Genomic DNA, 19089 nt, shown 5'->3' with positions numbered 1-19089 from the left:
ACGGTTACCGGATGTCGTGGACGCTGTGTTCGCTCAGGTCGGCCGCGTGCCGGGCGATGGTCCGGTAGTCGACGTCGTCGTGGAGCACGGTCAGCCCGTGATGAGCCGCGGTGGCCGCGATGATCAGGTCGACGGCCGAGGCGCTCCTGTGCTCCCCGGCCCTGGCCATCCGATGCTGTACGGAGCTGATCCAGCGTCCCGCGTTCTTCGGCACAGCGACATCGGGGTAGAGGTCGCTGAACATCTCCGCGATCTCGTCGTACTCGCGACTGCTTCGAGCGCTGTACAGGAACTCGGCGCGCTGAGGGAAGCAGGAGGCGATCGCCTCGGCGTCGATCGCGTCGTACCAGGCGGACTGGAGCGTGGGGTCGCTCAGCAGCCGGACAAGGCCGGACGTGTCGAGGAGATAGATCACCGAGCGTCCTTCTCGGCCTGGTGCCGACGCTCGGCGTCCTCGACCGCTCCCCACTGCTGTGCCCGCTCGAAGTGGCGGCTGATGCGCGCCGCCCGCTCCTGCCGATCGGCGTAGAACCGGAGGGCGAGATTGACCACCTCCTTCTTGGTCCTGGCCTTGGACAGGGCCATGGCCCGTTGCAGTGCGTCATCGTCTATGTCGATCTGGGTCACTGCCATGCCGCACCTCCGCGTGTGTGGGTGATGTACAAAGAATCATATGTCATCAACATTGCCTCCGCGACTCCCGCGCTCCGCATGACCCTTGCCTGATGGTGCGTCAGCGGCGACGATGGGGCCCCTTCGTTCTCTGACGGTACGTCAGTTAAGGGGTCCTCATGGTCGTCTACGGGATGCAGCTCCCGGTCCAGTCCCAGAGCACCCTCTACGCCGAGCCCTGGGAGGCCGCCGCAGGCCCCGCCGATCTCGTCGAGATCGCCCGGACCGCCGACCGGACCGGCTTCGACTACGTCGCCTGCTGCGATCACGTCGCCATTCCGCGGCGGCTCGCGGGGGCGATGAGCACCGTCTGGTACGACCCCGTCGCCACCCTCTCCTTCCTCGCCGCCGCGACCGAGCGCGTCCGGCTGCTCTCGCACGTCGCCGTCGTCGGGCTGCGGCACCCGCTGGTGACCGCCAAGGCGTACGCGACCGTCGACCACCTCTCCGGCGGACGGCTGGTCCTCGGGGTCGGGGCGGGGCACGTACAGGAGGAGTTCGAGGCCGTCGGGGCCGACTTCGCGGGCCGGGGAGCGGTTCTCGACGAGACGGTCGACGCGCTCAGGGTGGCGCTCGGGCCGGAGGAGTTCCCGGAGTTCAGCGGTGAGCGGTTCTCCTTCAAGGAGCTCGGGCAGCGGCCCCGCCCCGCCCAGGAGCGGGTGCCGGTCTGGGTCGGCGGATCCTCGCCCGCCGCCGTGCGCAGGGCGGCGCTCAGGGGTGACGGCTGGCTCCCGCAGGGCGATCCGCGCGAGAAGCTGCCCGCGCTGATCGCCCGGCTGAAGGAGCTGCGCGCCGAGGCGGGGATCGAGGAGCCGATCACCGTCGGGGCGATCGTCGAGCCCCTGTACGTCGGCCGGGCCGGCTGGAACGTCGGCCGGCGGACGCTGACCGGTGAGCCGGAGGCCCTCGCCGCGTCGCTGCGCGCGTACGGGGAGATGGGCGTGGACCAGATCCAGGTGCGGTTTCGCTCCCGGAGCCGTATCGAACTCACCGACCAGATGGCGGTGTTCGCCGCCGAGGTCGCCCCGCACCTCTAGAGAAGGGGAGTACGGACATGGGCAAGCTGGACGGGCGCGTCGTCGTGATCACGGGCGCGGCGCGCGGGCAGGGCGAGCAGGAGGCCCGGCTCTTCGCCGCCGAGGGGGCACGGGTCGTCCTCGCCGACGTGCTCGACGATCTCGGTGAGGCGCTGGCCAAGGAGCTGGGGGAGGAGCGGGCCGCGTACGTCCACCTCGACGTGACGCGGGAGGAGGACTGGGCGGGCGCGGTCGCCGCCGCCAAGGAGCGCTTCGGGCGGATCGACGGACTCGTCAACAACGCCGGCATCCTCCGCTTCAACGAGCTGGTGTCGACGCCGCTCGCCGAGTTCCAGGCGATCGTGCAGGTCAACCAGGTCGGCTGCTTCCTGGGGATCCGTACCGTCGCGCCGGAGATCGAGGCGGCGGGCGGCGGCACGATCGTCAACACCGCCTCGTACACGGGCGTGACGGGTATGGCGGGGGTCGGCGCGTACGCGGCCACCAAGCACGCGGTGCTCGGGCTCACCCGGGTCGCGGCCCTGGAGCTGGCGGCCAAGGGGATCCGGGTCAACGCGGTCTGCCCGGGGGCGATCGACACCCCGATGAGCAATCCGGAGGGCGTGGACCCGGCGGCGACGGCCGAGCTGTACCGCTCGCTCGTGCCGCTCGGGCGGATCGGGCGGCCGGAGGAGGTCGCGGCGCTCGCGCTCTTCCTGACCTCGGACGACTCCGCGTACATCACCGGCCAGCCGTTCGTCATCGACGGGGGCTGGCTGGCCGGCGTGAGCCTGTTCTGAAGTCACCTGACGCCCCGTCAGGTATTGACGCGCCCACCGGGCGGTGCGAAAGTCGGGCACAGAGAATCTGACGGTACGTCAGAAACCATGAGGACGGTGAACCCCCTTGGAATTCGGGATCTTCGTACAGGGATACGTCGGCAAGCGCGCCGAGACCGATCCCGAGGCCGAGCACAAGGCGCTGATGGAGGAGGCCGAGTACGTCATCCAGGCCGACAGGTCCGGGTTCAAGTACGCCTGGGCGTCCGAGCACCACTTCCTGGAGGAGTACTCCCACCTGTCGGCGAACGACGTCTACCTGGGCTACCTCGCCCACGCCACCGACCGGATCCACCTCGGCTCCGGCATCTTCAACCCCCTCGCCCCGGTGAACCACCCGGTCAAGGTCGCCGAGAAGGTCGCCATGCTCGACCATCTCTCGAAGGGCCGCTTCGAGTTCGGCTCCGGCCGGGGCGCCGGCTCCCACGAGATCCTCGGATTCATGCCGGGCATCACCGACATGAACCACACGAAGGAGATCTGGGAGGAGACGATCGCCGAGTTCCCCAAGATGTGGCTCCAGGACGAGTACGTCGGCTTCCAGGGCAAGCACTGGTCCCTGCCGCCGCGCAAGGTCCTGCCCAAGCCGTACGGGAAGTCCCACCCGGCCATGTGGTACGCGGCCGGGTCCCCGTCCTCGTACGCCATGGCCGCCAAGAAGGGGCTCGGCGTCCTCGGCTTCAGCGTGCAGAAGGTCTCCGACATGGAGTGGGTCGTCGACTCGTACAAGACGGCGATCAAGGAGGCCAGGGCCGTCGGCGACTTCGTCAACGACAACGTCATGGTCACCTCGACCGCGATCTGCGCCGAGACCCATGAGAAGGCGGTCGAGATCGCCGTCGGCGGCGGGCTCAACTACCTGCAGTCGCTGCTCTTCCGCTACCACGACACCTTCCCGAGGCCCGAGGGCGTGCCGGAGTGGCCGGAGCTGCTGCCGGAGTACAGCGCCGAGATCATCGAACTCCTCATCGCGGAGGAGCTGATGATCTGCGGCGACCCGGAGGAGGTCACCCGCCAGTGCAAGCGCTGGGAGCAGGCCGGGGCGGACCAGCTCTCCTTCGGGCTGCCGATCGGGATCTCGTACGAGGACACGATGAACACGATCAAGCTGATCGGTGAGCACGTGATCCCCAAGATCGACACGGACCCGGTCCACCGCACGACCCGCTTCCGGCAGCAGGCCGGTACCTGACGGGCGCGCCCCCGCGCCCCGACGTGCGTCCACGTCACGGCCTCGTACAGCGCGGGTCCCGGGGGCGTCGGCACAGCTCGGGACGGTGTCTTCCCGGATCGCCGTCCCGTGTCAGCCCCGGCCGGGGACGTCGTAGCCGCGGCCGGCTGCCCCGTCCCCGGCCGGGGCATGTCCGGCGTACGAAGGAAGGGACCCCATGCTCGACCACCTGATCAAGGGCGCCACCGTCGTCGACGGGACCGGTGCCCCCGCCCGCGTCGCCGATGTCGGCATACGCGACGGGCGGATCGTCCTCGCCCAGCCGGGCACGGTCCAGGAGGAGGCGAGGACCACCGAGGACGCCACCGGCCTCGTCCTCACCCCCGGCTTCGTCGACCCCCACACCCACTACGACGCCCAGCTCTTCTGGGACCCCTTCGCCACGCCCTCCATGAACCACGGCGTCACCACCGTCGCCGGCGGGAACTGCGGTTTCACCCTCGCGCCCCTCCACCCGGACCGGCCCGAGGACGCCGACTACACCCGCCGCATGATGTCCAAGGTCGAGGGCATGGCCCTCAAGGCCCTGGAGGAGGGCGTCGACTGGAGCTGGTCGTCCTTCGGCGAGTACCTCGACGCCCTCGAAGGACGTATCGCCGTCAACGCCGGCTTCATGGTGGGGCACTGCGCGCTGCGCCGGTACGTGATGGGGGCCGACGCCGTCGGCGGGCAGCCCACCGAGGAGCAGATGGCCCGCATGGTCGCGCTGCTCCACGACGCGATGGACGCCGGCGCCTGGGGTCTGTCCACCACCCAGTCCTCCACCCACTCCGACGGCGACGGCGCCCCCGTCGCCTCCCGGCACGCCGCCCCCGCCGAGCTGATCGCCCTGTCGAAGGCCGTCGGGGAGCACGAGGGCACCCAGCTCGAAGCGATCCTGGCCGGCTGCCTCGACCAGTTCTCCGACGACGAGATCGACCTCTTCGTCGAGATGACGGCCGCCGCCGGCAGGCCCCTGAACTGGAACGTCCTCACCATCGACGCCACCGTCCCCGAGCGCGTCCCGCGCCAGCTCGTCGCCTCCGAACGCGCCCGCAAGTCGGGCGGCCGGATCGTCGCCCTCACCATGCCGATCCTCACCCCCATGAACATGTCGCTCGGCACCTTCTGCGCCCTCAATCTCATCCCCGGCTGGGGCGAGATCCTGGGCCTGCCCGTCCCCGAGCGGATCGCGAGGCTCCGCGACCCCGCCACCCGGGCCGAGATGCTGCGCCGCGCCGACTCCAAGGAGGCCGGCGTCTTCCGCCGCCTGGCGGACTTCGGCCGGTACGTCATCGGCGACACGTACTCCGAGGAGAACCGGGGGCTCACCGGACAGGTCGTCCGCGACATCGCCGCCCAGCGCGGCCAGGACCCCTTCCAGTGCCTGGTCGAGATCTGCGCCAACGACGAGCTGCGGACCGTGCTGTGGCCCATGCCCACCGACAACGACCCCGCGTCCTGGGCTCTGCGCCGGGAGACCTGGGAGCACGAGGACGTGATGCTCGGCGGCTCCGACGCCGGTGCGCACCTGGACCGCATGTGCGGGGCCCCGTACACCACCCGCTTCCTCGGCGACTGTCTGCGCGGCCGGAAGCTGCTCCCCCTCGAACAGGCGGTGAAGATGCTCACCGACGACCCGGCCCGGCTGTTCGGGCTGCGCGAGCGGGGGCGGATCGCGGAGGGCTTCCACGCCGATCTCGTCCTCTTCGACCCCGAGCGGATCGACGCGGGCCCGGCGACCCTGGTGCACGACCTGCCCGGCGACAGCCCCCGGCTGGACTCGCGGGCGATCGGCATCGTCTCGGTCCGGGTCAACGGCGTGGAGACCCTCCGCGACGACGAGGTGACCGGCGCGATCCCCGGCAGGGTGCTGCGCTCGGGCCGCGACACGAGGACGGTGAGCACCAGGTGACGCAGCGACTGTTCATCGGCGGCGAGTGGGTCGAGCCCGACGGCGGGCACTACGAGGTGGTCAACCCGGCCACCGAGGAGGTCGTCGGACTCGCTCCCGAGGCGAGCACGGACCAGGTGTACGAGGCGGCGGACGCCGCCCGGGCGGCCTTCGCGACCTGGTCCCGTACGACACCGGAGGAACGGGCCGCGATCCTCGACCGGGCCGCGGACCTGATGGCCCGCGACGCCGAGGTGAACACGGCCCTGGCCCAGGCGGAGACCGGGGCGACGACCGGCACCGCGCGCGGGATGCAGGTCGCCGTCGGTGCCGCCCGCTTCCGCCGGTACGCGCGCGGCGCCCTGGAGCCGGTCGAGCAGGCGCTGCCCCCGCAGATCAACGAGGCCGGACCCATGGGGAAGGCCGGGGTCTTCGGCGCGGTCGCGGTGCGCCGCCCGGTCGGGGTGGTCACCTGCATCACCTCGTACAACAACCCCTGGGCCAATCCGGCCGGCAAGATCGCCCCGGCGCTCGCCATGGGCAACACGGTCGTGGTGAAGCCCGCCCCGCAGGACCCGCTCTCCGTGTTCGCGATGGCCCGGGCGCTGGAGGAGGCGGGCGTCCCCGCAGGCGTCGTCAACGTCGTCACGGGGACGAGCACCGCCGTCGGTGAGGCGGCCGTCGACTCCCCGGCGGTCGACATGGTCTCCTTCACCGGCTCGACGGCCGTGGGGCAGCGCATCGGCGAGGTCTGCGGGCGGGAGCTGAAGCGGCAGCTCATGGAGCTGGGCGGGAAGGGCGCGGCGCTGGTCCTCGACGACGCCGACCTCGACTCCGCCGTGATGGGGATCGGCACCACCTTCTCCTTCTACAGCGGACAGATCTGTACGGCCCCGACGCGGGTGCTCGCCCAGCGCGGGATCTACGAGCGGCTGATCGAGAAGCTCACCGGCTATCTGGCCTTCATGAAGGTCGGCGATCCGACGGAGCGGGGCACGGTGGTCGGCCCGGTGATCTCGGCGGCCCACCGTGACCGGGTAGAGGCGTACGTCGAGCTGGGGCGGAAGGAGGGCGCGCGGGTGGTCGCGGGCGGGGAGCGGCCGTCCGTCGGTGACGGGCGCGGTTTCTATGTGGCGCCGACGCTGCTCGCGGACTGCACGAACGACATGCGGGTGGTCCGGGAGGAGATCTTCGGTCCGGTCGTCGTGGTCGTCCCCTTCGACGACGAGGAGGAGGGCGTCGCGCTGGCGAACGACAGCGACTACGGGCTCCTCGACTACGTGTGGTCCGGGGACGTGGCCCGCGCATTCCGTATCGCGTCCCGGCTGAGGGCCGGTGGCGTCGGGGTGAACACCGTCGGACGGAACATGGAAGCGCCGTTCGGAGGGTTCAAGAAGAGCGGTGTGGGCCGGGACGTGGGGTCCTACGCCCTGCACGCGTACAGCGAGACGCAGGCGGTGGTCTGGCCCGGCTGACCCCCTGCCCGCGTGGCTCGAAAAATGCCATGGGAAATTTTTGAAACGGACATTTTGGGCACTGCTGCGGTTCCCGCATAGCGGACAGGTGGCGAGACGCCTACCAATCGGTCGGCCCGAGCCGGTCGTCGATCTTTCAATCAATGCCGTTGAGGCCCACTCTCCCTCGCAATGCAAGGTAAAGATCGGCCGGGGTCCCGGAGTCGCTGCTTCCGGATGTGGAAACCGCAGCGCCTAACGTCCTGTTTATGACTCAGGTGGAAGAACGGCCTCAGGCCGGAGACACGGTAAGCGGCGTCAACGCCCCGGGCGACACGCAGGCTGTACGCACCAAGGGCCTCGGCGGAAACTCCGTCGGGCTGATGGGCGGCGCCGTCATCGGCATCTCGACGGTGGCACCCGTCTACTGTCTGACCTCCACGCTCGGCCCCACGGTCGGCGAGGTCGGACTCCAGATGCCGGCCATCTTCCTGGCCGGCTTCCTGCCCATGCTTCTCGTCGCGTTCGCATACCGGGAACTCAACAAGGCCCTCCCCGACTGCGGCACCTCCTTCACCTGGTCGGTGAAGGCCTTCGGACCCAAGATCGGCTGGATGTGCGGCTGGGGCCTGCTGGTCGCCACCATCGTCGTCCTGTCCAATCTCGCCGGGGTCGCGACCTCCTTCTTCTGGCTCACCGCGGGCGAGGTCACCGGCAGCGCCGACGTCGCCGCACTGGACGAGAACAAGGCCGTCCACATCCTCACCACGCTGGTCTTCATCGGCATCGCCACCGCGATCAGCTACCGCGGCATCACCGCCACCAAGTGGGTCCAGTACGCCCTCGTCGGACTCCAGCTCACGGTCATCGCGATCTTCGCCTTCATGGCGATCAGCAAGGCCGACCAGGTCCCCGGATCGATCGACTTCTCCTTCACCTGGCTGAACCCCTTCGGCATCGAGTCCTTCTCGGCCTTCACCGCCGGCCTCTCCCTGTCGATCTTCATCTACTGGGGCTGGGACGCCTGCCTGTCCATCAACGAGGAGAGCACCGGCAGCGCCCGCACCCCCGGCCGCTCCGCCTTCCTCGCCATGGTCGTCATCGTCGCCTCCTACCTGCTGGTCGCCATCGCCGTACAGATGTACGCGGGCATCGGCGAGGAGGGCACCGGCCTGGGCAACCCGGACACGTCCGACAACGTCTTCGCCGTCCTCGCCGGCCCGATCATGGGCCCCGGCCTCGGCATCCTGCTCTTCGTCGCCGTGCTCGCCTCGGCCGCGGCCAGCCTCCAGACCACGTTCATCCCGGTCGCCCGCACGGCGCTCGCGATGAGCACGTACGAGGCGCTGCCGCCGGCCTTCGCCCAGGTGAACCCGCGCTTCAAGACGCCGGGCCGCGCCACGGTATGGGCGGGCGTCGCCACCGGCCTGTTCTACGCGGTGATGAGCCTGGTCAGCGAGAACGTGCTCGTCGACACGATCTACGCACTCGGCCTGATGATCTGCTTCTACTACTCGATCACGGCCTTCGCCTGCGTCTGGTTCTTCCGCAAGGAGCTCACCTCCTCCTTCGGCAACCTGATGGTCAAGGGCATCCTCCCGGGCGTCGGCGGCCTCATGCTCACCGCCGTCTTCGGCAAGACGCTGTACGACATGTGGGACCCGGCCTACGGCTCCGGCTCCTCCGTCCTCGGCGTCGGCTCGGTCTTCGTGATCGGTGTCGGACTGCTGCTGCTCGGACTGGTGATCATGCTGGTGATGCAGCGCAGGAGCCCCGCGTTCTTCCGGGGCGAGGTGCTCACCAAGGAGACGCCGTCGCTGGTCGTCGCGGACTGATCGCGAACCGTACGACCCCCTGAGTCATGAAACGCCGAGGTGGCGGGACCTTCCGGTCTCGCCACCTCGGCGTTTGGCATGGCGCGCGCCCTCAGTGCCCGGCCAGGAGCCCCTCGACCGCCGCGTCGGCGGAGGCCGGCTTCCCCTGGGGATCGAGGACGCCGCTCAGCGGTACGACGGAGGGGAGCTGGGCGTTGCCGAGGTCCGTGGTGTCCGCGACGGCGGAACCGGCGGCGGCGCCGATGCTCCCGGCCACGGCGAGACCGGTCAGGGCGAGTCCGGCTGCGGTGAGGATCTTCTTCATGCCCGCTCCAACGAGCGACCCCCGCCCCGGTGGCGCCGCGCCGCCCGCGAGGCCCTCAGGAGGCCGGTTCCGCGATCAGGGCGGTGCCGATCGTGCGGAAGCCGAGCCGCCCGTAGAGACGGGCCACCGACTCGTCCGTGGCCGACAGGAAGACGGTCTCCACCCCCCGGGAACGGGCGTCGGCGACCAGGACCGCGGTGACCGCGAGGCCCAGGCCGCGGCGGCGGGCGTCCGGCAGGGTGCCGACGGCGACGACCTCCGAGACGGCCCCGACCGGCTGGTGCTGCCCGGCGGACAGGGCGGTGCCGGAGGCGTCCACGGCGGCGGCGAGCCGGGTGAGGCCCGCTCCGATCCGGGCCGTGAGCTGGGGGACGGCCTGGGGCGAGGGCGGGACGCCGAACGCGGCGTACGGAACGGCGGCGGCCGACGGCAGGACGGGATCGTCCGCGTCCACGATCCGTACGGTGACGTCCTCGGGCACCGCGACCGCGTCGCCCGCACCGTCGAGGACCATCAGCGGGTGCTCGTGCACCACGAGCCCGCTCTTCTCCACGGCGGCCCGCAGCCCCGGCGTCGTCTCCGCCACCCACTCGAAGGCCTCGGGCACCCCCAGCTCCCGCTGCCGCGCCCGCACGCGGTCCACCTCGGCGACGGAGACCTCCCCGGAGTGCCCGAGCCCCGGCCGCGCGTAGTACGGCCAGCCGTCCCCTTCTCGTACGAACAGGGTGAGCGGCCCGAACGCCTCGGCGCGGGCGGTGGACCGGGGGACGGCGTCGTAGTACGTCTCGAGGCGCTTGAGCATGTCCGTCATCCAAGCAGGCGGGCTACGGAAGCACAGGTGGATTTCCCTGGGTCCAGACGATGCGCAGATCGGCCCGGGACAGCCGCCAGCCCCCGGCGGTGCGGACGAGCTCGTTCTCCGTACGCCCGCCGGAGAGGAAGAGCCCGCCGTCGCCCGCGAGGACGTGGGTGGAGAGCTGGTTGCCGAGCAGCGTGGCACGGTCGCCGTCCACGTCGATCAGGTAGTTCGAGCCGATGTGCAGGGTCCGGTCGAAGAGCCCCATCGCCATCCGCACGTTCGCGGCGACGGCGTCCCGCCCGTGGACGTCCCCGGCGGGGGTGGAGGTGGAGGCGTCCTCGGTGAAGAAGGAGGCCGCCCATGCCTCGTCGAAGGGGCCGCGGTCGTCGAGGGAGCGGAGGTAGCGGTCGAAGAGACGGGTGACGGCGGCGATGTCGGTGCTCGTGTCCGTGTTCATGCGGCGAGCCTCGCGCCTCAACCTTGGTTGAGGTCAAGCCCCTCGGATGATCGCGTCCCGGGTGTCAGCCTGACATGTGTCCGTCGCCATGGCGGTGGGGGTGGGCGGGGTGGGGGACGATGGAGGCATGACCGAGATCCACACCCCCCGCCTGCTCCTCCGCCGCTGGACCGACGACGACCTCGTCCCCATGGCCGAGATCAACGCCGACCCCGAGGTGATGCGCTGGATCGGCGACGGATCCGTGCGGGACCTGGAGCAGACCGCCGAGGACATCGAGCGGTGGGAGGAGGAGTGGGACGAGGAGGGCTTCGGGCTCTTCGCCGTCGAGCTGCTCGCATCCGGCGAGCTGATCGGCTTCGCCGGGCTCTCCGTGCCGGAGTTCCTGCCCGAGGTGCTGCCCGCCGTGGAGATCGGCTGGCGGCTCGGACAGCCCTTCTGGGGCCAGGGGTACGCCTCCGAGGCCGCTCACGCCGCCCTGGAGTTCGCGCTCCAGGACCGCGGTCTCGACCGGGTGATCGCCATCACCCACATCTCCAACACCGCCTCCGAGAACGTCATCGCCAAGCTCGGCATGACCCCGGAGCGCGACACGAACCACCCGGTCTTCGGCGTCCCGCTGCGCGTGTACGCCATCGACCTCAGCGAGTACCAGGGCTGAGACGCCCCTCCCCGCCCAGGAACACCGGGTTCGTCAAGGCCGCGAGCGCGCCCGGCAGCGGCGGCAGCGTCGCGGGCCGGCGCACCTCCGCCCGTACGTAGGTGGCGTACGCGGCCGTCGTCACCCACTCCACCGGGCCCCCGGCCGGCGCCGTGTGCAGGACGCCCTGGTCCGTGACGAAGCGGACCGTGCCGCCCTCCGGGGCGCCGGTCACCGCGAGCCGTACCGTCACCGGCTCGTCCGCCGCCACCCGCAGCCGCTCGCCGATCCCCGCCGAGCGGCCCCGGCCGTCCGTCACCGTGAGGTCCAGGGAGACGGACGAGGACTCGGCGACGTACGAGCGGCCCGCGCGCAGGCCCTCCAGGATCGCCTCGCGGCTCAGGTCGTCGGCCAGGACCACGGTCTGCGGGGTGCCGACGCGGTCCGGGTCGCGGTGGGCGTCGCTGCTGCCCATCGCCGGGGTCCACCGGCCCCGGGCGAGCGCCGCGTCCCAGCCGGCGAGGGACACCTCGTCGTCCGGGGTGTACGGGCCGTTCCACACCTCGACCGCGTCCGCGTCGCCGAGGCCGAACTTCCAGGCGCAGCCGATGCAGGTGGCGTGCGGGTGCGCCGGGACGACGAGCCCGCCCGCCCTGCGGATCTCGCGCGCGAAGTGCCCGAAGCGGTTCTCCCGTGCCCGGTAGCGCCAGTCCACGAACGTGTCCGGGTCGGTCCCGAGCGCCAGGACGTGACCGTTGCGGGTGGTGATCTCCTCGCCGAGGAGGATCAGCAGGTCGTCCCCGGCCAGGTCCGCCCACGCCCCGTGCCCGGCATGGGTGTTGTGCTCGGTGGTGGCGACGAAGTCGAGCCCGGCGGCCCGCGCGAGCGCGGCGACCTCGGCGGGCGTGCGGCGCCCGTCCGAGTACACGGTGTGCAGATGGCAGTCGCCGCGGTACCAGGCCCGGCCGCGGCCCTCGGCCCGCTCCGGCGGGTACACGGGCCGGGGCGTGGGCAGCGGGGCACCGAAGCGGAGCGTGATCGTCACCGTGTACGTGAGCCCCCGCGGCGCCACCGTGTACGGGGCGAGCACCACGAACCAGGTCCCGGCCTTCAGCGGACCGGCGACATAGCCCGGCGTCGCCGCGTCGGCGCGCAGGAAGAACTCCTTGCGCGCCCCGCCCGACCAGCCCCGGAAGCCCTTGCCGCCCAGCCCGGTGCCGCGCTGGTCGAAGATGCCGATGTCCAGGGCGTTGCCCTGCGTGCCGGCGGGGACGGCCGGTCTCTCGTACGCGTAGGAGACATGGATCTCGCGCACACCGCGCGGGATCTCCACCGGGAGGTACACGAAGTCGGGGGAGCCGGGCGGCAGCGTGCCGCCGACCGTCTCCGTACGGTCGCCTCCGGGGGTGTCCGCGGCGTGGGCGAAGCTCACGCTCCCCAACGTAAGGGCGGAGGCGGCGGAGGTCACGAGGAGCGTTCGTCTGGTCGGTTCGCTCATGTCCGGCACCCTCATAGGAAGCCGTGAACGCCGGGACAACGCAAGACGCACTCGTGCCGCACCTCTCGGAAATCCGCGCCGCACGCCCTACCTTGCCCTCATGCGGATCTCGACCACGATCTTCCTGACCGACGAGACCATCACCCCCGTGCGCCTCGCGCGCGAGCTGGAGGGGCGCGGCTTCGCCGGGCTCTACCTCCCGGAGCACACCCACATCCCCGTCGAGCGGACGACTTCGTACCCGGCGGCGGGCGCCGAACTGCCCCCGGAGTACGGCCGGACGCTCGACCCCTTCGTCGCCCTCGGCCAGGCGGCCGCGGTCACCGAGCGGCTCGGGCTCGGCACCGGCATCACGCTGATCACCCAGCACGACCCGATCGACCTGGCCAAGCAGATCGCGACCCTCGACCATCTGTCGGGCGGCCGTTTCACCCTCGGCGTCGGCTTCGGCTGGAACAAGGAGGAGGCCGCCGACCACGGGGTGGAGTGGGCGACGCGGCGCGAGCTGGGCCGGGAGCGCATGGCGTTGATGCGGGCGCTGTGGGCGCCCGAACCGACCGCGTACGAAGGCGAGTTCGGGGTGTCCGTGCGCGCCTCGTACGCCTGGCCCAAGCCGGCCGGCGGCGCCCCGCGCACGCTGCTCGGCGGGGCGGCGGGACCGAAGCTCTTCGCCCAGATCGCCGCGTACGCGGACGGCTGGATGCCGATCGGCGGTCGCGGCCTGACGCAGACGGTCCCCGTGCTCCGCGAGGCGTGGGAACGCGCGGACCGCGACCCGAAGACCCTCCAGATCGTCCCGTACGCGGTCCTCCCGAACCCCGGCAAGCTCGCCCACTACGAGGAGCTGGGCTGCGAGGAGGTCGTGCTGCAGCTGCCGCCGGGGGGTGAGGCGGAGGTGCTGGGGGTTCTGGACGACTTCGCCCGGTATCTGTAGAGCGCCAGACGCTCCAATGGACGACCGCGCGTGCCGCCCATCCGCCGGTCGTCGTGCTGACCTCCGACCCGGAGGACCTCGAACGGCTCTGCGGGCCGCAGGTCGCCGTGCTCGAGATCTGACAGGGGCTCCTGCCTGTCCGAGGCCGCTCGTATGCTCGGTCCATGACTGATCACCAGGCGCGACGGCCCGAACAGGCAGGACGGCCCACCGAGAACGCCATGCGCCGCGCCCTGAAGCGGGCCAGGGACGGCGTCGCGCTCGATGCCGCCGAGGCCGCCGTGCTGCTCCAGGCGCGGGGCGCGGACCTGGACGACCTCGCCGCCTCCGCCGGCCGTGTGCGGGACGCGGGTCTGGCGGCCGCCGGGCGGCCCGGGATCATCACGTACTCGAAGAGCGTGTTCCTGCCGCTCACCCGGCTGTGCCGCGACACGTGCCACTACTGCACCTTCGTCACCGTGCCGGGCAAGCTGCGCCGGGCCGGTCACGGGATGTTCATGTCCCCCGACGAGGTCCTCGACATCGCCCGCCGCGGCGCCGAACTGGGCTGCAAGGAAGCCCTGATCACCCTCGGCGACAAGCCCGAGGACCGCTGGCCCGAGGCGCGCGAGTGGCTCGACGCGCACGGATACGACGACACCCTCGCGTACGTACGGGCCATGGCGATCCGCATCCTGGAGGAGACGGGACTGCTCCCGCACCTCAATCCCGGCGTGCTCTCCTGGACCGACTTCCAGCGGCTCAAGCCCGTCGCCCCGTCCATGGGAATGATGCTGGAGACGACCGCGACCCGGCTGTGGAGCGAGCCGGGCGGGCCCCATTACGGCTCCCCCGACAAGGAGCCGGCCGTGCGGCTGCGGGTCCTGGAGGACGCGGGCCGTTCGTCCGTCCCCTTCACCTCCGGCCTCCTCATCGGCATCGGCGAGACGTACGAGGAGCGTGCCGAGTCGCTCTTCGCCCTGCGCAAGGTCTCCCGCGCCTACCACTCCATCCAGGAGCTGATCATCCAGAACTTCCGCGCCAAGCCGGACACGGCGATGCGCGGGATGCCGGACGCCGACCTGGACGACCTGGTCGCCACGATCGCCGTCGCCCGGCACATCATGGGCCCCTCGGCCTGCCTCCAGGCCCCGCCGAACCTCGTCGACGAGGAGTACGGCCGGCTGATCGGCGCCGGCATCGACGACTGGGGCGGGGTCTCGCCGCTCACCATCGACCATGTGAACCCCGAGCGGCCCTGGCCGCAGATCGACACCCTCGCCGAGCAGTCCCGAGCCGTCGGCTTCGAGCTGCGCGAACGCCTCTGCGTCTACCCGGAGTTCGTCGGCCGGGGCGAACCCTGGCTCGACCCGCGCCTGCTGCCGCACGTCCGCGCGCTCGCCGACCCCGAGACGGGCCTCGCGAACCCGGACGCCCCGGTGCGCGGCCTGCCCTGGCAGGAGCCGGACGAGGCGTTCACCGCCACCGGTCGCACCGACCTGCACCGCACCATCGACACCACCGGCCGCACCCACGACCGCCGCGACGACTTCGACGAGGTGTACGGGGACTGGGAGGCGCTGCGCGAGGCGGCCGTCCCCGGCATGGTTCCCCAGCGCATCGACACCGATGTCCGCGAAGCCCTCGCCGTCGCCGCCGACGACCCGACGCGGCTCACCGACGACCAGGCCCTGGCCCTGCTGCACGCGGACGGCCCGGCGCTCGACGCGCTCACCCGCGTCGCGGACGACGTCCGCCGGGCGGTGTCCGGCGACGACGTCACGTACATCGTCACGCGGAACATCAACTTCACCAACGTCTGCTACACCGGCTGCCGCTTCTGCGCCTTCGCCCAGCGCCGCACCGACGCCGACGCGTACACCCTCTCGCTCGACCAGGTCGCCGACCGCGCCCAGCAGGCGTGGGACGTCGGCGCGGTCGAGGTGTGCATGCAGGGCGGCATCCACCCGGATCTGCCGGGCACGGCCTACTTCGACATCGCGCGGGCCGTGAAGGAGCGCGTGCCGGGCATGCACGTGCACGCCTTCTCCCCGATGGAGGTCGTCAACGGTGCGACCCGTACGGGCCTTTCGATACGGGAGTGGCTGACGGCGGCGAAGGAGGCCGGGCTCGACTCGATCCCCGGCACGGCGGCCGAGATCCTCGACGACGAGGTCCGCTGGGTGCTCACCAAGGGCAAGCTGCCCACGGCCACCTGGATCGAGGTGATCACCACCGCCCACGAGCTGGGCATCCGCTCCTCGTCCACGATGATGTACGGACATGTGGACCAGCCCCGCCACTGGCTCGGCCACTTCCGCACGCTGTCCCGGATCCAGCAGGAGACGGGCGGATTCACCGAGTTCGTGACGCTGCCCTTCATCCACACCAACGCCCCGGTCTATCTCGCGGGCATCGCCCGCCCGGGCCCGACCGTCCGCGACAACCGCGCGGTCACCGCCATGGCCCGGCTGCTCCTCCACCCGTACATCCCCAACATCCAGACCAGTTGGGTGAAGCTGGGCGCGGACGGTGCCGCCGAGATGCTCCGCTCGGGCGCCAACGACCTCGGCGGCACGCTGATGGAGGAGACCATCTCCCGGATGGCGGGCTCCGGCTACGGCTCGTACCGCTCGGTCAAGGACCTCGTCGCCATCGCGGAGTCGGCGGGCAGGCCGTCCCGCCCCCGGACGACGCTGTACGGCGAGGTCCCCGAGGAGCGGGTCCGGGCCGCGACGGCCTCGGACGGGCACCTCCCGGAGCTGCTGCCGGTGCTGCCAGACTGAGCCAAAACCGGTCCTGAAGGGCGTCCGATCACATAACGTTCCGGCCCCCGAACGCGCGTACCCGGTCGATTACAGTGCTGCGAGACCGAGTGCGGAGGGCGATCCGGGGGAGGCGCGTCGTGACGACAACCGCCGCGGCCGTGTGGGGCCGCGCCGAGCAGCAGGACTTCCGGGCCCGCGTCCGGGGCTGCCTTCTCGGCGGGGCGGTCGGCGACGCGTTCGGCGCGGGCGTCGCCGGGCTCACCCTGGAGGAGATACGGGCCGCCCACGGGGCCGAGGGGCTCACCGAACCGGTCCCCGCGCACGGCAGACGCGGCGCCGTCACCGCCGCCACCCAGATGACCCTCTTCACCGTCGACGGGCTCATACGCGCCCAGGTCCGCCGCGACACCGGAGCCTGGCACCCGCCCACCGACGTCCACCGCGCCCATCTGCGCTGGGCCGCCACCCAGCGCGACTGGGGCCCCGACGAGCGGCGCGCCGACATCGGCTGGCTGGCCCGCGAGGAGTGGCTCTACGCCCGCCGCGACCCGGCCCGCGCCTGCCTCACCGGCCTGGGCGACGAGATCCTCGGCACCCTCGACAAGCCCAAGAACCCGGAGGCGGCCGACTCCGGTGCCCTGGTCCGCTCGGCGCCCTTCGGGCTGCTCGTCGGCTGGGAACCGCAGCTGGTGTGCCAGCTGGCCGTGGAGTGCGCGGCGCAGACGCACGGCGACCCCGCCGCGTACCTCGCGGCCGGGGCGCTCGCCGTCGTCGTCCACGGCCTCGCGCGCGGCGAGAGCGTGGACGGCTCGGTCCAGCGGGCGCTGGGCCAGCTCGCCCCGCGCCCCGGCCACGAGCCCGTCACGGACGCGCTCCAGCAGGCCCTCGGAGCCGTACGCCAGGGGATGCCGAACGCCGCCCGGGTCGGCGCGCTGGGCGCGGACGAGGACCGTGCGGAGTGCCAGCTCGCCGTCGCCGTCTACTGCGCCCTCGTCGGCGAGGACATCCGGCACGGCCTGCGCCTCGCGGTCAACCACGACGGGCCGTCCGCCGTGACGGGAGCGGTCACCGGCGCGCTGCTCGGCGCCCTGCACGGCGAGACGGCCCTCCCGCCGGCCTGGCTGGCCGAGCTGGAGGGCCGTTCCACGGTGCTGGAGCTCGCGGACGACTTCGCGATGGAGATGACGCAGGGCGCCGCCCTGCACAGCCCCTCGGAGTCGCACCCGGGCTGGCTCGCCCGCTATCCCAGGGGCTGACGTTCGGGCACCACGCCCGCCGGGCTGCCGTCGTCCGAGTGGAGCTTGTCGAGCACGGCGTCGCGCTCGGGGGTGTCCTCCGGCCGGATGAAGCCGATCAGGACGTACAGGATCAGCGAGGTGGCGAGCGGCGAGACGATCTGGATCTGCAGCTCGATGCCGTCCAGGCCGTAGTTGGTCAGCCAGAAGGCGAACAGGCCGGCCGCCCAGGAGACGAGCGCCGCCGTCGGCCCGGACTTACGGAAGCTCCGCAGCAGGCCCAGCATGAACGGGATCGCGATCGGGCCCATCAGCCCGGCCACCCACTTGATGACGACGGTGATGATGTCCTTGAAGGTGGGAGAGTTGATCTGAGTCGCGACCGCCATGGACAGGGCGAGGAAGGCGACGGTCGACCAGCGGGCGGCGAGCAGCCCCGCCTGCTGCGTCCAGCTGCGCGCCGCCTTGCTCATGGCGGGCGCGATGTCACGGGTGAAGACGGCCGCGATGGCGTTGGCGTCGGAGGAGCACATGGCCATCGTGTGCGAGAAGAAGCCGACGATGACCAGGCCGAGGAGTCCGTGCGGCAGCAGCTGCTCGGTCATCAGGGCGTAGGAGTCCGAGGCGTCGGGCTTCTCGGGGGTGACGAGCAGCGGCGCGACCCACATGGGGAAGAAGAGGACCAGCGGCCAGACGAACCACAGCACGGCGGAGAGCCGGCCGGAGCGGGTGGCCTCGCGGGCGCTGGGGGTGGCCATGTAGCGCTGGGCCTGGTTCCACATGCCGCCGCTGTACTCGAAGGTCTTGATGAAGAGGTATGCGAGCAGGAACGTCATCGTGTACGGGCCGGCCGTCGGCTCGGTGTGGCCCTGGAGCTCGGGGCGGTCCCAGACCGTCCACAGGGCGCTGAAGCCGCCGAGCTTCGCCATCACGGCGACCAGCATCGCGATACCGGCGAAGAACTGGATGATGAACTGCCCCAGTTCGGTGAGCGCGTCGGCCCACAGGCCGCCGACCGTGCAGTAGATGCCGGTGATGACGCCGGTGATGAGGATGCCCTGGTTGAGGGAGATCCCGGTGAAGACGGAGAGCAGGGTGGCGATCGCCGCCCACTTGGCGCCCACGTCGACGATCTTCAGCAGCACACCGGACCAGGCGAGGGCCTGCTGGGTGGGGAGGTTGTACCGGTTCTTCAGGTACTCCAGCGGGGAGGCCACATGGAGCCGCGAGCGGAGCCGGTTGAGGCGGGGTGCGAAGAGGTGGGCGCCGATGGCGATGCCGATCGCGATGGGGAAGGACCAGGTGACGTAGGAGGTGACGCCGTAGGTGTAGGCGATGCCGGCGTACCCGGTGAACATCACCGCGCTGTAGCCCGACATGTGGTGCGAGATGCCGGAGAGCCACCAGGGCATCTTGCCGCCGGCGGTGAAGAAGTCGGAGACGTTGTCCACGCGCTTGTGGGACCAGACGCCGATCGCGACCATCACGCCGAAATAGCCGATGAGCACGGCCCAGTCGAGACTGTTCATTGAGCCCCCTCCAGGGGTTCCGGTCC

Annotated in this window: 17 protein-coding genes; 10 read left to right on the top strand and 7 right to left on the bottom strand. The window is 71.4% G+C overall.

The window, feature by feature from the left end; genetic code table 11:
* Positions 1-4: 4 nt before the first annotated feature.
* Entirely contained in the window at positions 5-415 is a 411-nt protein-coding gene (locus ACFYV5_RS28365) for a PIN domain-containing protein (protein WP_355113671.1), read from the bottom strand.
* Positions 412-633: a type II toxin-antitoxin system VapB family antitoxin gene (locus ACFYV5_RS28360; protein ID WP_355113669.1), complete on the bottom strand. Its 222-nt coding sequence runs from the start codon at positions 631-633 to the stop codon at positions 412-414. Before ACFYV5_RS28360 ends, ACFYV5_RS28365 begins: the two co-directional genes overlap by 4 nt.
* Positions 634-791: 158 nt before the next feature.
* Here ACFYV5_RS28360 and ACFYV5_RS28355 point away from each other — a divergent pair, with 158 nt between their 5' ends.
* The 6 genes from ACFYV5_RS28355 to ACFYV5_RS28330 all read left to right on the top strand — a co-directional run bounded on the left by ACFYV5_RS28355 (position 792) and on the right by ACFYV5_RS28330 (position 8920).
* Positions 792-1709, top strand: coding sequence for an LLM class F420-dependent oxidoreductase (locus ACFYV5_RS28355; RefSeq protein ID WP_389173029.1), 918 nt, complete (start codon positions 792-794; stop codon positions 1707-1709).
* Positions 1710-1726: 17 nt separating this feature from the next.
* Complete coding sequence (locus ACFYV5_RS28350; protein ID WP_355113665.1) at positions 1727-2488, top strand: glucose 1-dehydrogenase; 762 nt, start codon at positions 1727-1729, stop codon at positions 2486-2488.
* Positions 2489-2594: 106 nt separating this feature from the next.
* Positions 2595-3719, top strand: a complete 1125-nt coding sequence (locus ACFYV5_RS28345) for an LLM class flavin-dependent oxidoreductase (RefSeq protein WP_389173026.1) — start codon at positions 2595-2597, stop codon at positions 3717-3719.
* A gap of 196 nt (positions 3720-3915) precedes the next feature.
* Positions 3916-5652, top strand: coding sequence for an amidohydrolase family protein (locus ACFYV5_RS28340; RefSeq protein ID WP_389173024.1), 1737 nt, complete (start codon positions 3916-3918; stop codon positions 5650-5652).
* Positions 5649-7106, top strand: coding sequence for an aldehyde dehydrogenase family protein (locus tag ACFYV5_RS28335; RefSeq protein ID WP_389173022.1), 1458 nt, complete (start codon positions 5649-5651; stop codon positions 7104-7106). Before ACFYV5_RS28340 ends, ACFYV5_RS28335 begins: the two co-directional genes overlap by 4 nt.
* Positions 7107-7354: 248 nt before the next feature.
* Complete coding sequence (locus ACFYV5_RS28330; protein ID WP_355113657.1) at positions 7355-8920, top strand: APC family permease; 1566 nt, start codon at positions 7355-7357, stop codon at positions 8918-8920.
* 91 nt (positions 8921-9011) lie between these two features.
* On the opposite strand, the gene ACFYV5_RS28325 is transcribed toward ACFYV5_RS28330, so the two are convergent.
* The 3 genes from ACFYV5_RS28325 to ACFYV5_RS28315 are packed head-to-tail and all read right to left on the bottom strand — an operon-like array spanning position 9012 to position 10480.
* Complete coding sequence (locus ACFYV5_RS28325; protein ID WP_355113655.1) at positions 9012-9224, bottom strand: hypothetical protein; 213 nt, start codon at positions 9222-9224, stop codon at positions 9012-9014.
* A 55-nt stretch (positions 9225-9279) separates the two neighbouring features.
* Entirely contained in the window at positions 9280-10035 is a 756-nt protein-coding gene (locus ACFYV5_RS28320) for a GNAT family N-acetyltransferase (protein WP_389173019.1), read from the bottom strand.
* 13 nt (positions 10036-10048) lie between these two features.
* Positions 10049-10480 (bottom strand): nuclear transport factor 2 family protein, encoded by a 432-nt coding sequence (locus tag ACFYV5_RS28315; protein WP_355113651.1) that lies wholly within the window; start codon positions 10478-10480, stop codon positions 10049-10051.
* 127 nt (positions 10481-10607) lie between these two features.
* On the opposite strand from ACFYV5_RS28315, the gene ACFYV5_RS28310 reads away from it, so the two are divergent.
* A complete protein-coding gene (locus ACFYV5_RS28310) occupies positions 10608-11141 on the top strand; it encodes a GNAT family N-acetyltransferase (RefSeq protein ID WP_355113649.1) in 534 nt (177 codons plus the stop codon).
* Here the strand turns inward: ACFYV5_RS28310 and ACFYV5_RS28305 are convergent.
* Positions 11122-12633: a CehA/McbA family metallohydrolase gene (locus ACFYV5_RS28305; protein WP_389173016.1), complete on the bottom strand. Its 1512-nt coding sequence runs from the start codon at positions 12631-12633 to the stop codon at positions 11122-11124. The two genes, ACFYV5_RS28310 and ACFYV5_RS28305, sit on opposite strands and share 20 nt — an antisense overlap.
* An 85-nt stretch (positions 12634-12718) precedes the next feature.
* Between ACFYV5_RS28305 and ACFYV5_RS28300 the strand changes: the two genes are divergently transcribed.
* From ACFYV5_RS28300 to ACFYV5_RS28290, 3 genes are all read left to right on the top strand, one after another.
* The gene (locus ACFYV5_RS28300) at positions 12719-13552 is read left to right on the top strand and encodes an LLM class F420-dependent oxidoreductase (protein ID WP_389173014.1); all 834 of its coding nucleotides are present in this window, start codon (positions 12719-12721) and stop codon (positions 13550-13552) included.
* 164 nt (positions 13553-13716) lie between these two features.
* Complete coding sequence (locus ACFYV5_RS28295; RefSeq protein WP_389173012.1) at positions 13717-16317, top strand: bifunctional FO biosynthesis protein CofGH; 2601 nt, start codon at positions 13717-13719, stop codon at positions 16315-16317.
* A 119-nt stretch (positions 16318-16436) separates the two neighbouring features.
* Entirely contained in the window at positions 16437-17555 is a 1119-nt protein-coding gene (locus ACFYV5_RS28290) for an ADP-ribosylglycohydrolase family protein (RefSeq protein ID WP_389173010.1), read from the top strand.
* Here ACFYV5_RS28290 and ACFYV5_RS28285 read toward each other — a convergent pair.
* The gene (locus ACFYV5_RS28285) at positions 17540-19063 is read right to left on the bottom strand and encodes a sodium:solute symporter family protein (protein WP_389173008.1); all 1524 of its coding nucleotides are present in this window, start codon (positions 19061-19063) and stop codon (positions 17540-17542) included. The genes ACFYV5_RS28290 and ACFYV5_RS28285 overlap by 16 nt on opposite strands.
* Positions 19064-19089 lie beyond the last annotated feature (26 nt).

It is taken from the genome of Streptomyces sp. NPDC003035, assembly GCF_042888285.1.
GTDB lineage: Bacteria > Actinomycetota > Actinomycetes > Streptomycetales > Streptomycetaceae > Streptomyces.
The sequence above is the reverse complement of the archived record's forward strand: the minus strand, read 5'-3'. Positions and strand labels throughout refer to the sequence as shown.

What these genes read in the sequence shown, in the direction of transcription:
- ACFYV5_RS28320 (WP_389173019.1), bottom strand. Translation starts at nt 10,035, where the DNA reads ATGACGGACATGCTCAAGCGCCTCGAGACGTACTACGACGCCGTCCCC.
- ACFYV5_RS28360 (WP_355113669.1), bottom strand. Translation starts at nt 633, where the DNA reads ATGGCAGTGACCCAGATCGACATAGACGATGACGCACTGCAACGGGCC.
- ACFYV5_RS28310 (WP_355113649.1), top strand. Translation starts at nt 10,608, where the DNA reads ATGACCGAGATCCACACCCCCCGCCTGCTCCTCCGCCGCTGGACCGAC.
- ACFYV5_RS28285 (WP_389173008.1), bottom strand. Translation starts at nt 19,063, where the DNA reads ATGAACAGTCTCGACTGGGCCGTGCTCATCGGCTATTTCGGCGTGATG.
- ACFYV5_RS28315 (WP_355113651.1), bottom strand. Translation starts at nt 10,480, where the DNA reads ATGAACACGGACACGAGCACCGACATCGCCGCCGTCACCCGTCTCTTC.
- ACFYV5_RS28355 (WP_389173029.1), top strand. Translation starts at nt 792, where the DNA reads ATGGTCGTCTACGGGATGCAGCTCCCGGTCCAGTCCCAGAGCACCCTC.
- ACFYV5_RS28340 (WP_389173024.1), top strand. Translation starts at nt 3,916, where the DNA reads ATGCTCGACCACCTGATCAAGGGCGCCACCGTCGTCGACGGGACCGGT.
- ACFYV5_RS28300 (WP_389173014.1), top strand. Translation starts at nt 12,719, where the DNA reads ATGCGGATCTCGACCACGATCTTCCTGACCGACGAGACCATCACCCCC.
- ACFYV5_RS28325 (WP_355113655.1), bottom strand. Translation starts at nt 9,224, where the DNA reads ATGAAGAAGATCCTCACCGCAGCCGGACTCGCCCTGACCGGTCTCGCC.
- ACFYV5_RS28305 (WP_389173016.1), bottom strand. Translation starts at nt 12,633, where the DNA reads ATGAGGGTGCCGGACATGAGCGAACCGACCAGACGAACGCTCCTCGTG.
- ACFYV5_RS28330 (WP_355113657.1), top strand. Translation starts at nt 7,355, where the DNA reads ATGACTCAGGTGGAAGAACGGCCTCAGGCCGGAGACACGGTAAGCGGC.
- ACFYV5_RS28295 (WP_389173012.1), top strand. Translation starts at nt 13,717, where the DNA reads ATGACTGATCACCAGGCGCGACGGCCCGAACAGGCAGGACGGCCCACC.
- ACFYV5_RS28350 (WP_355113665.1), top strand. Translation starts at nt 1,727, where the DNA reads ATGGGCAAGCTGGACGGGCGCGTCGTCGTGATCACGGGCGCGGCGCGC.